This is a genomic window from Mesorhizobium sp. RCAM 06353 (assembly GCF_059683585.1).
In genome coordinates this window covers 6,689,855-6,706,217 of record NZ_CM185031.1, presented here as the reverse complement: position 1 = coordinate 6,706,217, position 16,363 = coordinate 6,689,855, and the positions used below count along the sequence as shown (strand labels likewise).

Here is a 16,363-nt window from a genome sequence, read left to right as displayed (position 1 = left end):
CCGCATCGCCTCGCCATGGCGCCGATGACCCGAAGCCGGGCCAAGCCCGACGGAACACCCGGTGATCTGGCTCCCGAGTATTACGCACAGCGCGCGACGATGGGTCTTCTGATCACTGAGGGCACCCAGCCGTCCGAAGACGGGCAGGGGTATCTGGCCACGCCAGGGATTTACAACGACAATCACGTGGCAGGGTGGCGGAAGGTTGCCGACGCCGTCCATGAGGCGGGCGGTCGTCTGTTCATCCAACTCACGCATGTCGGCCGCAGATCCCATCCGGAAAACACGCCGCACCATCGCCAGCCGGTTGCGCCTTCGGCGATTGCCTCCGGTGAAAATATGTTCACGGTTAAAGGCATGCTGCCGGTTCCGGAACCTCGCGAGCTCACAACCGCTGAAGTTCGGCAAACTATCGCCGATTTCGCAAACGCCGCCAAGCGCGCGATCGAAGCGGGAGCCGACGGCGTCGAAGTTCACGGTGCGAACGGGTATCTAGTGTACCAGTTCCTTGCGCCGAACGCGAATAAACGCTCCGACGAATCGCAGAATACGGATGCGGCTGTCCGACCGCAGTTGAGCAGTCGATGAATCCGTCTCTTCGTGGAATGCTTCGAGCCCGGACGCCACATTGTATGAAATCGGAAAATTTGGCGGGCGGCGGCGTCCCGCCTCGGTGCCCTCGCCTTGCGGTCTGGCATGGTTTCGAATGCGGTCAGCGCGAAGATAGGACGATGTTAAAAAGCTCGGCGAAAGCGCGCAAATGCACTGGGCGACGGTCCTTTCTGAGGGCTGTGACCAAAGCCTTGCGGGAGAAAGTCATAAGCATCTAGGTGTAGATTGGCTTGTTCGGCGGGCATGGGATACGGCATGTCCATACATGTACAATACATCAAAGTGTAAATTAGACATAACTCATAGATCTAGTGAAGATTTCTTGGTCTGTTTCTTCGCTGCCTTAACAGCCAATCACGGATATGTTACCTCTGCGTGAGAGAGATGCCCTTGCAGCGGCTTGGTTTACCGCAGGTTTCGGGTTCTTCTATAGACGATAAACTCGCTCTATGCCGGGCGTATGCAGAGCGTGCGGGGTTGAACGTTGTTGCAACGTTTGTGCGGTGACGGTACTTTTCGAGATGGCTTGGGCACGTCGTCGAACGTTGCAAAGTGCAAAAGACCGCCCGGTTGGTCCCGATAGATTGGCTGCTTGTGACAGAAGGGCGGCGAGAAAATCTGACGGGTATTTCTGACGGTACATCCCGGAGTGCCCGAGAGGGCTTGGTTACATACCGCCAGATGATGCATCAACGCTCAGCGGTGGTTTGGATGTAGTCAGACGGCGGCCAATGGCTTCCGCACGACCCCCTAACATTCTCCGGTTATCCTCGTTCGTGGCAGACCTGCGCGGGTTGGCGTGCTCACACATACAGGGCTCAACCAGAGGCGAACTCGACGAGTTCGTCGGCCGCTTCACTGATACCACCCGCAGCCGCACGCTCGAGCCAAAGGCGACCGGCGACCGGGTCGCGCTCCCCGGCAAGACCTTTGGAGAGATAACGCCCGAGCATGAGTTGGCCTTGGCCGTGCCCACGCTCGGCAGCGGCGGCGAACCATTTCTGCGCTGCTGTTTGGTCGACCGGCAGGCCCTGGCCGGCTCCATACAGCGCACCAAGCGCAAACATCGCCCCGGCGTGACCGTCGTCGGCGGCCCGTTCGAACAGCTGCATTGCAGCCTTTGGCTCACGCGTGCCTCCACGCCCGTTGAGCAGCATCTCGGCGAGCGCCACCCGCGCGTCAAGCACCCCGGCGTCGGCCGACCGCGCAAACCATATGCGGGCCTGCGTTGGGTCGGCCGCAACGCCGCGTCCATCCTGGAGGAGGCGAGCATACATATATTGCGCCTCGGCGACGCCCTCGGCCGCGCGCCGCAGCCAATGTGCCGCTTGCCCCTCGTCCTGACGAACGCCGACGCCCTTGGCGAAACAGAGCCCAAGGTTGAATGCCGCGATGAGGTCACCCGATGACGCTGCTGCCTCGAACCATCCGGCAACGCTTGCACCGTCATCCGTCTCGCCGGCTCCACCGAGGACAAGATTGGCGAGGTCGATCTGCGCTTCCTGATTGCCGCCATTCGCGGAAGCGCGCAGCCAGCGTGCTCCCTCTTCGACGTCCTCGGCCACACCGTTTCCCGTCAGGTAGAGGGAGGCCAAAGCGCGGGCGGCGGCCTGGTGACCCGCTTCGGCAGCCCGCCGATACCAGTTCGCGGCTTCCGCGAAATCCGGCGGCTGCGTCTTCACATAGCGGTCGCCGAGGAGATAGGCTGCCTCGACATTGCCAGCCAAGGCGGCACGCCGCATCCACGCCTCTCCGGCGGCGATATCATGGTCGATGAGTCCACCATCGATCAGCGCCAATCCCAACCGGAACTGAGCTGAGGGAAGGCCCTTCTCCGCGGCGGCCTGATAAAGTCTCGCGGCTGCAGCCATGTCGCGTGTCACGCCGAGCCCGTGCTCGCTCAAGACCGCGAGAAGATAGATCGCGGTCGGCAGGCCAGCATCGGCCGCGCGTCTTACCTCGTCCGCGATCCTGACCCGATCGTCTTGCCTGCCGCGCCGGGCCAGCGACAAGGCAAGGCCGAGACATCCTTCGGCGCAGCCGGCGGCAGCCGACTTCTCGTACCAGCCGTGGGCGGCATCCGCATTGCGCAACGGTTCGGGGCCACTGGTCAGGATATAGCCGAGGATCGCCTGTCCCGTGGCCGAACCCGCCTCGGCCGCCTTCGTGGCAAAGCCGAACGCAGCCGTGAAGTTCGGTTCGCCCGCGGAATCCCGTTTGAACAAGTGCTGCGATCCGGCGCCCTCACCGTCGGCTTCCGCCGTCACCAGCCCGGTGACGTAGAGAGCGGCGAGGAGCGCCTGGGCATCGGCGTTGCCGTGGTTGGCTGCCCGCAGCAGCCATCGCGCGCCTTCCATGCGGCTAGGCGGCACACCCGAGCCTTCGAGATAGCAACGCGCGACCCGGTACTCGGCGTCGGCGATCCCCGCGCGCGCCGCTGTCGCCATGAGCGGAAAGGCTTCAGCGGCCTTGCCGCTGTCAGAGAGCTGGATCGCCCGGCGCAACGCCGCCGCCGGGAAGGCCAGACCAGTCAGCCGATCCAGGATTGTCATCGATCCGCGCCCCTGATTCTTCCAGTGCCCTATGGCTCCCGCATCGCCTCCTGGCCGATCGGGAGCATCACACCGAGAATGTACTTGAGTATCGTGCGCCGGCCGACCTTGACGTCGGCGGTCACCGGCATGCCGGGGCTGACGGCGAAACCGGCGGGCACGCCGTGGAGGGCGATCTGGTCGATGGAAATCCGCGTGCGATAGAACGGCTCGGAGTCGGAAGGCAGCATGGCCAGCGAGCTGTTCGGATCGCGCGCTTGTTCCTGCGCCGAGAAGGAGTCAGGGCTCAGTGCCCGCACGGTGCCATGGGCGAGGCCGTATTGCGAATAGGGGAAGGTGTCGAATTTGATGACCACGGGGTCGCCGACATGCACGAAACCACTGCTCCTGCCAACAATGTTTGTCTCGATCTCGAGCGGTGCATCGGCCGGTACCAGCGTGATGAAGCGCTCCCCTGACTGCATCACCGAGCCGACGGAGACCTTTGCCACCGATTGAACGATGGCGTCCGATTGGCTCTTCAACTCGACCAGCTGTTTGCGAAGCTTTGCCTTGTTGAGGAGTTCGCGGGCGTCGGAGATCCGCGAGCTCGCCTCCGACAGGCTCTGCGAGACCTCAGCTCGCCAGCCCTGAATATAGCCGTCGCGCTCGGCGGCCACCGCTGCCTGCTGGCGCTTGGCGGCTTCCGCGGTCTGCTCGGCATTGCCAAGCGCGCGGGACATTTCCGCCCGGTTGTCCTCGGCGAGGAGCGTATTGAGGCGGCTTCCTACCTGCCTTGCCTCGAGCTGCTTGCGCATCTGTTCGATCGAGTCTGCGACCGTGAGCCGCTGGCGGTAGCCGTCGGCATCCGATTGCGATCGCGAAATCACCGAGCTGAGTTCGTCGCGCTGGCGTTCGAAATTCTCGACCTTGGCGTCGTAGACCGCCTTGCGTTGCTCGAATATCGACACCTGCAGGGTCCAACTCGGGTCGAGGCCGTTGTAGGTGAACGCTTGACCGCTGGCCTCGGCCTTCAACCGCGCCACCTCGGCTTCAAGCGTCGAGACCTGCATCGCCAGTGCCGCCAGGTCGGCGGAGGCAAAGGTCGCATCGAGGCGGGCAAGCAATTGGCCGGCCTGGACACGCTGTCCCTCCCGCACCTCGATCGAGCGGACAATCGCCGTCTCCAGTGGTTGCACGACGATGTTGGGGGATTGCGAGACCACCAGCCCCCTGGTCGTGACGACCTGATCGACCGGTATCAGCCCCGCCAGGGCGATCAGCGCGATGACCAGGCTCGAAACGATCCAGACGATGCCGCGCGCCGCTCGCGGAATGGGCGCATTGGCGACAGCCGTCGACGGCCACTGGAACTCGAGTATGGCCGGCGTCGTCGCATCCCTCGTTTCCATCCGATGCCAGCGGGCGGGGAGGGCGGTGAGAGAGGTGCTGCTACCCATGATTACCGGACCTGATGCGAATATGAGCCGCGCGACATGGTCAAACCAACCGCGGCGGAACGGCGACCGGGCGGCCGTGGCGGCCGTCGAGGTGCCGGTTCTGCTGCGACCACAACTGCCGATAGAGCGCGCATCGTTCGAGCAGGGTCGCATGCGGCGCGACGTCGAGGACCTTGCCCTGATCCATGACCAGTATGTTGTCGCACTCGGTCAGTGAGGACAGCCGGTGCGAAACGATGATCATCGTGCGTCCGCTGGCGATGCGCATGAGGTTCGCGCTGACCACGGCCTCGCTCTCCGGGTCAAGTGCGCTGGTCGCTTCGTCGAGGATGAGGATGGTCGGATCGTGGATGAGGGCGCGCGCGATCGCCAGCCGCTGCTTTTGACCGCCCGACAAATTGGGCGAACCTTCCTCGATGTAGGTGTCGTAGCCATTCGGCATCCGCTCGATGAATTCCTGGGCGCCGGCGAGGTGCGCGGCACGCATGGCGTCGGAAAGCGTCAGGCCTGGGCGCCCGGCGATGATGTTGTCGCGGATCGACCCGCGGAACAGAAAATTGTCCTGGAGGACCACGCCGAGCCCCTGGCGAAGATGGCGCAGGTTGATTTCCTTGAGATCGACGCCGTCAAGCTTGAGAAAACCACTGTAGTCGCGGTTTATCCCTTGCAGGAGGCGCGCGATCGTCGATTTTCCCGAGCCGCTGCGGCCGACAATGCCAAACATGCTGCCGGCTGGAATGTGGAAGCTGACCCGATCGAGCGCCGGTGTCTTGGTGGCGATATAGCTGAAGGTCAGGTCGCTGAACGCGACCTCGCCGACCAGCCTGGGTCTCAGGCCGGCTGAATTCGAACTGCTCTCCAGCGGCCGGTTGAGCACCGACGCTGCCTCGCCGATCGCCGCACCGACCTCCTCGTAGTCTTCGACCAGTCGCGCCAGGCCAACCAGTGGCTGCGCCACGCGCTGGGCGATCATCATGAACGCGAACAGGCCGCCGACCATGTAGCCCGTGCGGTCGTTCATCGCGAGATAGGCGCCGATCAGCATGGTGCCGAGCACCATCACACGTTCGATCGGCGTGACCAGGGTCTGCGGCCAGCTTGCCAGCTGACCGAAGGCGAGGCGCGCCTTTCCGGATTCCGCCACCCGCTCGTCCCAGAGCGCCTTGCGCTGCGGCTCGAGACCGAGCGCCTTCACGGTCTTGATGCCGACGACTGTCTCGCCCAGCGCCGCCGACTTCCAGGTCTCGGCCTCGACCACCCGCTGGTATCTGCGGCGCAGCGGCTTGAGGAAGGCGAGGATGATCAGCATGATCACCACCGCACAGGCCAGCACGATCCAGGCGAGGGAGGCGTTGATGTAGAACATGACCGGCACCAGCACGCAGAGCGTGATCATATCCAGGAACGTGCTGAGCAGTTTTCCGGTCAGGAACTCGCGGATACGATAGACCTGGGCGAGGTGATACATCGTCTCGCCGGCCGGATGCCGCTCGAAATAGTCGAGCGGCAGGCGCAGGAGCCGGCTGAAGACGTGCAGTTGCAGCTTGGTGTCCAGACGGGCGCCGACGACATTGATGATCAGTCGCCGCGCATGGCCAAGCAGTGTCTCGTAGGCGAACACCACGGCGATCACCGCCGACAGCAGCACTAGTGTCGAGATGCTGTTGAACTGCAGCACCTTGTTGACCACCGTCATGACGATGAGCGGCGGCAGGATGGTGAGGACGCTCAGCGTGAACGAGGCGATGGTGATATCGCGCAGCGCGTGGCTTTCGAGCCGCACCAGTTCGGCGAGCCAGCGAAGGGTGAAGGGCGCGTCCGCCGCGACATAGGACCGGGCGGCGCGCAGCAACAGCGCCTCGCCCGTCCATACCTGCGACAGTCGCAGCTCGTCGATGGCGGTGGCTTCACCATCGTCGGGTGCATCCACACTTTTGAGGAAGACGATGTTTCGCTCGGCGCTCGCCCCGGTAAGGAGAGCCGCGCCGCCATCGTTGAACAACAGGACGACCGGTCCGGCTTCCTGGAAACGCAAAAGGTGAGACCAGCGGATGCGCACGGCGCGTGACCACATACCGGCGTCCTGCGCCCACTGCGACAGGTCGGCGGCGGCCGGAACCGCGCTCGCGGACCTGAATTCGTTGGGGTCGAGCTCGACACCGTGATAGCGGGCGGCCCGCAGCATCGCCTTGAGGCGAGGCGCGATCTTGTCGAATTCGGCGGGGCCGCCAGGAATCCGCCCCACGTCGCTCACACCCCCGCCCTTGCCGGCCGTGTCGGCTTCGATGCCGGCGCGTATCGGGACCGGCTGATTTTCGGCATTCAGAGGGATGTTCACCATGGACATGCCTTCCGGCAGGCGAGCGAACTCGACAATGCCCGGGCCGAAGTGCCTCTGCCGAGGTTTTCGATCATGCCTCCATTGTACTCCGAATTGATCGGCCGCGCGACTCTCCTGCCAATCGGTGTCCGGGCATGTTTAACGCGCGAACCTCGCTCTCCCGCGACGTTCGCGCGTTTCCCTTCGGTGGCCTGTCGCCAGGATGCTTGCTCACTCATGCGGCTTCAGAAGATCCTTCAGGGTCGTCTTGGCGGTGTGGTCGGTACTGGCATAGCCGGTACCGTGCTTGGTCGCATCCAAGGTCTGGTCCGTACTCGCGCCCGACGGCTTGTTCAGGTTCTGACCAAATCCCTTGATCGTATTGAGGATATTCAGGAGATCGGTCGTCATCGAACCGGCCGCCAGGCCGATCAGGTGGTGTAGCGACGGCAGGCCGCCGCTGCCATTGCCGGTCGAGCCCGACTGCAGGAATTGCCCGGTGTCCTTCAAGCCGAGCGAGTCGGACGTGACCTTGGTGGTCGTCTGGGTCGTCGTTGCCAGGGTTGTGGGCGAAGCGACAACCGAGTTTTGGTGACCGCTCGAGGGGCCAGTCGGACCGGTTGGGCCGGTCGGACCCGTCGCGCCCTTGGGTCCGGTGTCGCCCTTGGGCCCGGTATCGCCCTTGGGTCCGGTCGCTCCGGTCGAACCTGTTGCGCCCGTCGCACCCGTGGTGCCCTTGGGTCCGGTGTCGCCCTTCGGCCCGGTCGCTCCGGTCGAGCCCGTGGCGCCCGTCGCACCCGTGGCGCCCTTAGGCCCGGTATCGCCCTTGGGTCCGGTGTCGCCCTTGGGTCCGGTCGCTCCGGTCGAGCCCGTGGCGCCGGTTGCACCGGTGGCGCCCTTGGGTCCGGTATCGCCCTTCGGCCCGGTCGCTCCGGTCGAGCCCGTGGCGCCGGTTGCACCCGTGGCGCCCTTGGGTCCGGTATCGCCCTTCGGCCCGGTCGCTCCGGTTGAACCTGTTGCGCCAGTAGCACCTGTGGCGCCCTTGGGTCCGGTATCGCCCTTCGGTCCGGTTGCTCCGGTCGAGCCCGTGGCGCCAGTCGCCCCCGTGGCGCCCTTGGGTCCGGTGTCGCCCTTCGGCCCGGTCGCTCCGGTCGAGCCCGTGGCGCCAGTCGCACCCGTGGCGCCCTTCGGTCCGGTGTCGCCCTTCGGCCCGGTCGAGCCAGTAGCACCCGTGGCACCAGTAGAGCCCGTTGCTCCGGTACTGCCAGTTGAACCTGTGGCACCGGTTGCGCCGGTCGATCCGGTTGCACCAGTCGAACCCGTGGCACCAGTGGAGCCCGTGGCTCCGGCTGCGCCGGTTGCGCCCGTTGAACCGGTTGCTCCAGTATCTCCGGTCGCACCAGTGGCACCGGTTGCTCCAGTCGAACCTGTGGCGCCTGGATCGCCGGTTGCTCCAGTCGAACCTGTTGCACCGGTATCGCCAGTCGCACCCGTGGATCCGGTTGCTCCGGTCGAACCCGTGGCGCCCGTATCGCCGGTCGCGCCCGTGGCACCTGTTGCTCCGGTCGAGCCAGTTGCTCCGGTCGAACCCGTCGCTCCGGTATCGCCGGTTGCGCCTGTGGCACCGGTTGCTCCAGTTGAACCTGTGGCGCCTGGATCGCCGGTTGCTCCAGTCGAACCTGTTGCACCGGTATCGCCAGTCGCACCCGTGGATCCGGTTGCTCCGGTCGAACCCGTGGCGCCCGTATCGCCGGTCGCGCCTGTGGCGCCGGTTGCTCCGGTCGAACCGGTGGCACCGGTATCACCAGTCGCGCCAGTCGAACCCGTGGCGCCCGTATCGCCGGTCGCACCTGTGGCTCCAGTGGCTCCAGTCGAGCCCGTGGCGCCTGTATCGCCAGTCGCACCAGTGGCTCCGGTTGCTCCAGTCGAGCCAGTGGCGCCGGTATCGCCGGTCGCGCCTGTGGCGCCGGTTGCTCCAGTCGAACCTGTTGCACCTGTATCGCCGGTGGCACCTGTGGCGCCGGTTGCACCAGTCGAGCCCGTGGCGCCTGTATCACCAGTTGCGCCTGTGGCTCCGGTTGCGCCGGTCGAACCCGTCGCTCCGGTATCGCCGGTCGCACCTGTGGCACCGGTTGCTCCGGTATCGCCGGTCGCACCTGTGGCACCGGTTGCTCCGGTATCGCCGGTCGCGCCTGTGGCCCCCGTTGCCCCAGTATCGCCAGTCGCACCTGTGGCGCCGGTTGCTCCAGTCGAACCTGTTGCACCTGTATCGCCGGTGGCACCTGTGGCGCCGGTTGCACCAGTCGAGCCCGTGGCGCCTGTATCACCAGTTGCGCCTGTGGCTCCGGTTGCGCCGGTCGAACCCGTCGCTCCGGTATCGCCGGTCGCACCTGTGGCACCGGTTGCTCCGGTATCGCCGGTCGCACCTGTGGCACCGGTTGCTCCGGTATCGCCGGTCGCGCCTGTGGCCCCCGTTGCCCCAGTATCGCCAGTCGCACCTGTGGCGCCGGTTGCTCCAGTCGAACCTGTTGCACCTGTATCGCCGGTGGCACCTGTGGCGCCGGTTGCACCAGTCGAGCCCGTGGCGCCTGTATCACCAGTTGCGCCTGTGGCTCCGGTTGCGCCGGTCGAACCCGTCGCTCCGGTATCGCCGGTCGCACCTGTGGCACCGGTTGCTCCGGTATCGCCGGTCGCACCTGTGGCACCGGTTGCTCCGGTATCGCCGGTCGCGCCTGTGGCCCCCGTTGCCCCAGTATCGCCAGTCGCACCTGTGGCGCCGGTTGCTCCAGTCGAACCTGTTGCACCCGTATCGCCGGTGGCACCTGTGGCGCCGGTTGCACCAGTCGAGCCCGTGGCGCCTGTATCACCAGTTGCGCCTGTGGCTCCGGTTGCGCCGGTCGAACCCGTCGCTCCGGTATCGCCGGTCGCACCTGTGGCACCGGTTGCTCCGGTATCGCCGGTCGCACCTGTGGCACCGGTTGCTCCGGTATCGCCGGTCGCACCTGTGGCACCGGTTGCTCCGGTATCGCCGGTCGCGCCTGTGGCCCCCGTTGCCCCAGTATCACCAGTTGCACCCGTGGCGCCGGTTGCACCGGTCGAACCCGTCGCTCCGGTATCGCCGGTCGCGCCTGTGGCCCCCGTTGCCCCAGTATCGCCAGTCGCACCTGTGGCGCCGGTTGCTCCAGTCGAACCTGTTGCACCCGTATCGCCGGTGGCACCTGTGGCGCCGGTCGAACCCGTCGCTCCGGTATCGCCGGTGGCACCTGTGGCGCCGGTCGAACCCGTGGCACCCGTATCGCCGGTTGCACCTGTGGCGCCGGTGGCACCGGTTGAGCCTGTTGCGCCGGTATCGCCAGTCGCACCTGTGGCGCCGGTTGCTCCAGTCGAACCTGTTGCACCCGTATCGCCGGTGGCACCTGTGGCGCCGGTCGAACCCGTCGCTCCGGTATCGCCGGTGGCACCTGTGGCGCCGGTCGAACCCGTGGCACCCGTATCGCCGGTTGCACCTGTGGCGCCGGTGGCACCGGTTGAGCCGGTATCGCCGGTTGCACCTGTGGCTCCGGTTGCTCCGGTCGAACCAGTCGCTCCGGTATCTCCGGTCGCGCCCGTGGCACCCGTATCGCCGGTTGCTCCAGTCGAGCCGGTGGCACCCGTATCGCCAGTCGCGCCTGTGGCACCGGTCGCTCCAGTCGAACCCGTGGCACCCGTATCGCCGGTCGCACCTGTGGCGCCGGTTGCTCCGGTCGAACCCGTGGCACCCGTATCGCCGGTCGCACCGGTGGCGCCGGTTGCTCCGGTCGAACCCGTGGCACCCGTATCACCGGTCGCGCCCGTGGCACCGGTTGCTCCGGTCGAACCCGTGGCACCCGTATCGCCGGTCGCACCTGTGGCTCCGGTTGCTCCAGTCGAGCCTGTCGCTCCGGTATCGCCGGTCGCACCTGTGGCTCCGGTTGCTCCGGTCGAGCCCGTGGCTCCGGTATCGCCGGTTGCACCGGTGGCGCCAGTAGCTCCAGTCGAACCCGTGGCACCCGTATCGCCGGTCGCGCCGGTGGCACCGGTTGCTCCAGTCGAACCGGTGGCACCCGTATCGCCGGTCGCACCGGTGGCGCCGGTATCGCCGGTCGCACCAGTGGCACCGGTAGCTCCGGTTGAACCCGTTGCGCCGGTATCGCCAGTCGCACCGGTGGCTCCGGTCGCTCCGGTCGCTCCAGTGGCGCCGGTGGCACCGGTCGAGCCCGTGGCACCCGTATCACCAGTCGCGCCCGTGGCACCGGTAGCTCCAGTCGCACCGGTGGCTCCGGTATCGCCGGTCGCACCAGTCGAGCCGGTGGCACCAGTCGAGCCTGTGGCTCCGGTATCGCCGGTCGCACCTGTGGCTCCGGTTGCTCCAGTCGAGCCGGTGGCACCCGTATCGCCGGTCGCGCCAGTGGCGCCGGTAGCTCCGGTCGAACCCGTGGCACCAGTATCGCCGGTCGCGCCTGTGGCGCCGGTTGCTCCGGTGGAACCTGTAGCTCCGGTCGAGCCCGTGGCTCCGGTATCGCCGGTCGCACCTGTGGCTCCGGTTGCTCCGGTTGAGCCGGTGGCGCCCGTATCGCCGGTCGCACCTGTGGCACCAGTTGCTCCGGTCGAGCCTGTGGCACCGGTATCGCCGGTCGCACCTGTGGCACCAGTTGCTCCGGTCGAACCCGTGGCGCCTGTATCGCCGGTCGCACCCGTGGCTCCGGTTGCGCCGGTTGAACCCGTTGCACCCGTATCGCCGGTCGCACCGGTGGCGCCGGTTGCTCCGGTCGAACCCGTGGCACCCGTATCACCGGTCGCGCCCGTGGCACCGGTTGCTCCGGTCGAACCCGTGGCACCCGTATCGCCGGTCGCACCTGTGGCTCCGGTTGCTCCAGTCGAGCCTGTCGCTCCGGTATCGCCGGTCGCACCTGTGGCTCCGGTTGCTCCGGTCGAGCCCGTGGCTCCGGTATCGCCGGTTGCACCGGTGGCGCCAGTAGCTCCAGTCGAACCCGTGGCACCCGTATCGCCGGTCGCGCCGGTGGCACCGGTTGCTCCAGTCGAGCCTGTCGCTCCGGTATCGCCGGTCGCACCTGTGGCTCCGGTTGCTCCGGTCGAGCCGGTGGCACCCGTATCGCCAGTTGCACCTGTGGCACCGGTTGCACCAGTCGAGCCAGTCGCTCCGGTATCTCCGGTCGCGCCCGTGGCTCCGGTTGAACCCGTTGCGCCGGTATCGCCGGTCGCGCCTGTGGCACCGGTTGCTCCAGTCGAGCCCGTGGCACCCGTATCGCCAGTGGCACCTGTGGCTCCGGTGGCACCCGTATCGCCGGTCGCACCAGTCGAACCGGTTGCTCCGGTCGAACCCGTTGCGCCAGTATCGCCAGTCGCACCTGTGGCGCCGGTAGCACCAGTCGAACCCGTTGCACCCGTATCGCCGGTCGCGCCTGTGGCTCCGGTTGCTCCGGTCGAACCCGTGGCGCCCGTATCGCCGGTCGCACCCGTGGCACCGGTTGCTCCAGTCGAGCCTGTCGCACCGGTATCGCCGGTCGCACCCGTGGCGCCGGTTGCTCCGGTCGAACCCGTGGCGCCTGTATCGCCGGTCGCCCCGGTATCGCCAGTTGCCCCTGTGGCACCCGTATCGCCAGTCGCACCTGTGGCGCCCGTTGCTCCAGTCGAACCCGTAGCGCCGGTGTCGCCGGTTGCTCCAGTCGAGCCAGTTGCGCCCGTGGCACCGGTTGCGCCGGTCGAACCCGTGGCACCGGTATCGCCGGTGGCACCTGTGGCGCCGGTTGCTCCGGTCGAGCCTGTCGCTCCGGTATCGCCGGTCGCACCGGTGGCGCCGGTAGCTCCAGTTGAGCCCGTGGCACCCGTATCGCCGGTCGCACCTGTGGCTCCGGTTGCTCCGGTTGAGCCTGTGGCGCCGGTATCGCCGGTTGCGCCAGTGGCGCCGGTTGCTCCGGTCGAGCCGGTGGCGCCGGTATCGCCGGTCGCGCCCGTGGCACCGGTTGCTCCGGTTGAACCCGTGGCTCCGGTATCGCCGGTCGCACCTGTGGCACCGGTAGCTCCAGTCGAACCAGTGGCGCCGGTATCGCCGGTCGCACCTGTGGCACCGGTTGCTCCAGTCGAGCCTGTGGCGCCGGTATCGCCGGTCGCACCTGTGGCTCCGGTTGAGCCTGTGGCGCCCGTATCGCCGGTCGCACCAGTGGCTCCGGTTGCTCCGGTCGATCCGGTGGCACCCGTATCGCCGGTCGCACCAGTGGCTCCGGTTGCTCCGGTATCTCCGGTCGCACCTGTGGCTCCGGTTGCGCCGGTCGAACCGGTGGCGCCGGTATCGCCGGTCGCTCCTGTGGCGCCGGTTGCTCCAGTCGAACCCGTGGCGCCTGTATCACCGGTCGCGCCAGTGGCGCCGGTTGCTCCAGTCGAGCCGGTGGCACCCGTATCGCCGGTCGCGCCAGTGGCACCGGTTGCACCGGTTGCACCGGTCGAGCCTGTGGCGCCCGTATCGCCGGTTGCGCCTGTGGTGCCGGTTGCGCCAGTCGAACCCGTGGCACCCGTATCGCCGGTCGCACCTGTGGCTCCGGTTGCTCCGGTCGAGCCGGTGGCGCCCGTGGCGCCGGTCGAACCGGTGGCACCCGTATCGCCAGTCGCGCCCGTGGCTCCGGTTGCACCTGGGGCGCCTGTGGCACCGGTTGCTCCAGTGGCTCCGGTCGCGCCAGTCGAGCCCGTGGCGCCTGTATCGCCAGTCGCACCTGTGGCGCCCGTTGCTCCAGTCGAGCCCGTGGCACCCGTAGCGCCGGTCGAACCTGTTGCGCCGGTCGCACCCGTGGCGCCGGTTGAACCTGTGGCGCCAGTCGCGCCCGTAGCGCCGGTCGAACCCGTGGCGCCCGTTGAACCCGTCGCACCGGTAGAACCTGTGGCGCCGGTCGCACCTGTGGCGCCGGTCGCACCTGTGGCGCCCGTTGAACCTGTTGCGCCGGTCGAGCCCGTAGCGCCGGTGGATCCAGTAGCGCCGGTGGATCCCGTGGCGCCGGTCGGACCCGTGTTGCTTGTGGAAGAAGCCGAGGTGAGTGTAAAGACACCGTCGTTGTTATTCGCTGCAGCCGACGAAATCGCCGTAACCGCACCCGCCGTAATCGTAAACGAGCCTGCCGAAATAATATTCTGGTTTGCGTCGTTACCATTACCGGAAGAAGGGGTGAAAGCGGTAATAGTATAAATCCCGCTCACTGCCGGAACGTTTACTATAACCGCAACAGATGTAAATTGACTAGTAACTGCGTGTGATGGCAGAGAAAAGCTATCGACAATAATGCCAGCCGAATTAGTGATATAATACTGCACAGAAAACTGGTTGACGCTGCTGGCCGTAGTATCGAGCGACCCCGTCAGCGTCACTTCAAGACTCAACACCTCGGCGTAACTTGCCACCCCGGCGTCGGTCAGCGGCGGCGCAATCCGCTCGCCAGACGATACCGCCAAGTCCCACCGCCCACCCAGTGTCGCGGCGCCCACCAGCGCCGTCGCGGCCGATACGTCAGTGTCGGCCGCCTCGGAGAGCGCCTCGATAAATGCTTGCCCAGCCGAACCTCGGCCCGTCTCGCAGCTCCACAGCCGCAGGTCGCCATCCTCGGCCAGCGCCCGGCTGATGGCGGCCAGGTCGCCGGCGTCGCGCGCCAGAGTTTCAGCCGACCATTCGCCGGCCGTGAAGCCGACGCGTCCAGGCGCGCCGTGGGCGATAACATGCACCGCCGCAAGGCCCCGCTGGCCAGCCAGCGCCGCCGCCATCTGTGCCGCGGCGGGCCGCGTGGCATCGAGCAGCACCGGCTGCACGCCGGGCCGCAGTCCAGCCAAGAGGGTCCCGATGTCGCTGACGGCGGGATCGATGAACACGATTTCGGTGGCATGATCGCCCCTGGGGTATTCGGGCGAAACTTGCCGTGTTGATGCACCAAGGCCCGGCCGCGTGGCGACCGGGCTATGGAAGGGAATTGGGGCGTTCAACATGACATCACCCCTTCGGCCCGACGGCGCCGGATGGAGGCGCGGGCACATCCACGGTGAAGCCGGCCGAGGTGAACTTGCCGGCGTCGTCGAAGATGCCGACATCGAGGCCGGTCGATCCGCCGGGCACCCTGATGGCGATCCGGAAGGCGTTGTTCGCCATGTTCGGCAGATTGATGTTGCCGACGATCGTGCCGCGGTCCCTGTCCACCACGAAGTAGGTCGTCGAGCCGGCCGCCAAGCCGCTCGGGACCAAGCCGGATACGGTGATCTCGATCGCCGCCAGAACTGCTGCGTAGCTCATGATGCCCCCCGGGTCAGCGGCGGCCGCGCCGCTGCGTCCTTTGTTTGAATGTTCAGTTTCCAGTCGCCGCCAAGCGCCGGCGACCCAACCAGGTCGTTCGCCGCCGCAACCGGCGCTGCCGCCGCGCGCGACAGCGCATCGATGAAATTCGTTCCGGCCGCACCAGCGCCGGCGTTGCAGCTCCAAAGCAGCAGCTCACCGGATGCGCCCAGGGCCTGGCCAATCGCGGCGAGGTCGACCCCGTCGTCGTCCAGCGTCTCGGCCGACCATTCGCCCGCCGCGAAGTTCACGCGGCCAGGCGCGCCGTGCGCGATGACGTGCACGGCGTCGAGGCCGTCGCGGCCTTCGAGCGCCAGCGCCATCTGGCGCGCGGCCGGGCGTTCGGCGTCGAGCACGATCGCGTCGACCCCCGGCCTCAGATTGCCAAGAAGCGTGCCGAGATCGGATACCGAGGCATCGACGAAGACGAGTTCGGTGGCCATGGCGAGGTCCTGTCGGTTGGTTTCAAGCTGAAAACCGGCGACGCCGGGCGTGGCCGGTTCGAGCGCGCGGGCAGGGCGTGCGGTGGCGTCGTGATTTTCGGGGAGGTCGAAGCAGGCCAGCGGCCGGTCGCCGGTTGCGGCAGCCCATGGTCGCCATGGTGCAGCCAGCCTATCGACGCCGGAATTGGCTCCGCGCCTGACCTCTCGCAATGTCACTCGGCCCACTACACACCCCTACAACCGGTCGCGCCGACGGATCGGCGTCAACACGCGAGGGAACTCCAGAACGGGAAACCTGTCCGCCTCCGCCGACGGGCAAACGTACATGCGGCTTTCAAGGCGCACCTCAAATGCGCGCCTTTTTCACAAATCCGCGATGTGGCTTGCGGCCCTAGAACCCCTTCACCCAACTCTCGCAGATTTCCGGCCACCCGACCGTCAGACCTGCGGACCCCCCTCATGCCGAATATATTAGTAACGACAAAATTAGCGATTTGTAAACTATTAAGTGGGGAACTGGTAAATGGCCAAGACCAAGGCGGCGAAGCCTGGTCAATATCGAAGGGCCAAAACGGCGCGAATTGTTTTGAAAACAGCCGGCTTGGCGGCTTCGCTTCAGTTCCCGCCAATCCGCCAACAGTCGTCATCGCCAGAGG

The 16,363-nt window shown here is 66.6% G+C and carries 6 protein-coding genes and 1 pseudogene; 1 reads left to right on the top strand and 6 read right to left on the bottom strand.

Features of this window, described 5'->3' with window-relative positions; translation table 11 throughout:
* Window positions 1–15: 15 nt before the first annotated feature.
* A pseudogene (locus AC56QX_RS32320) lies at window positions 16–540 on the top strand (oxidoreductase); the annotation flags it as partial.
* 890 nt (window positions 541–1,430) lie between these two features.
* On the opposite strand, the gene AC56QX_RS32315 reads toward AC56QX_RS32320, so the two are convergent.
* From AC56QX_RS32315 to AC56QX_RS32290, 6 genes are all read right to left on the bottom strand, one after another.
* Window positions 1,431–3,164: an SEL1-like repeat protein gene (locus AC56QX_RS32315; RefSeq protein ID WP_497112599.1), complete on the bottom strand. Its 1,734-nt coding sequence runs from the start codon at window positions 3,162–3,164 to the stop codon at window positions 1,431–1,433.
* A gap of 29 nt (window positions 3,165–3,193) precedes the next feature.
* The gene (locus tag AC56QX_RS32310; protein ID WP_497112598.1) at window positions 3,194–4,555 is read right to left on the bottom strand and encodes an HlyD family type I secretion periplasmic adaptor subunit; all 1,362 of its coding nucleotides are present in this window, start codon (window positions 4,553–4,555) and stop codon (window positions 3,194–3,196) included.
* Between the two features lie 88 nt (window positions 4,556–4,643).
* Window positions 4,644–6,944 (bottom strand): peptidase domain-containing ABC transporter, encoded by a 2,301-nt coding sequence (locus AC56QX_RS32305; protein ID WP_497112597.1) that lies wholly within the window; start codon window positions 6,942–6,944, stop codon window positions 4,644–4,646.
* Between the two features lie 210 nt (window positions 6,945–7,154).
* Window positions 7,155–14,924, bottom strand: a complete 7,770-nt coding sequence (locus AC56QX_RS32300) for a DUF4347 domain-containing protein (protein ID WP_497112596.1) — start codon at window positions 14,922–14,924, stop codon at window positions 7,155–7,157.
* Between the two features lie 4 nt (window positions 14,925–14,928).
* Window positions 14,929–15,225, bottom strand: a complete 297-nt coding sequence (locus tag AC56QX_RS32295) for a hypothetical protein (RefSeq protein ID WP_497112595.1) — start codon at window positions 15,223–15,225, stop codon at window positions 14,929–14,931.
* Complete coding sequence (locus AC56QX_RS32290; RefSeq protein WP_497112594.1) at window positions 15,222–15,707, bottom strand: DUF4347 domain-containing protein; 486 nt, start codon at window positions 15,705–15,707, stop codon at window positions 15,222–15,224. Before AC56QX_RS32290 ends, AC56QX_RS32295 begins: the two co-directional genes overlap by 4 nt.
* Between the last annotated feature and the right edge of the window lie 656 nt (window positions 15,708–16,363).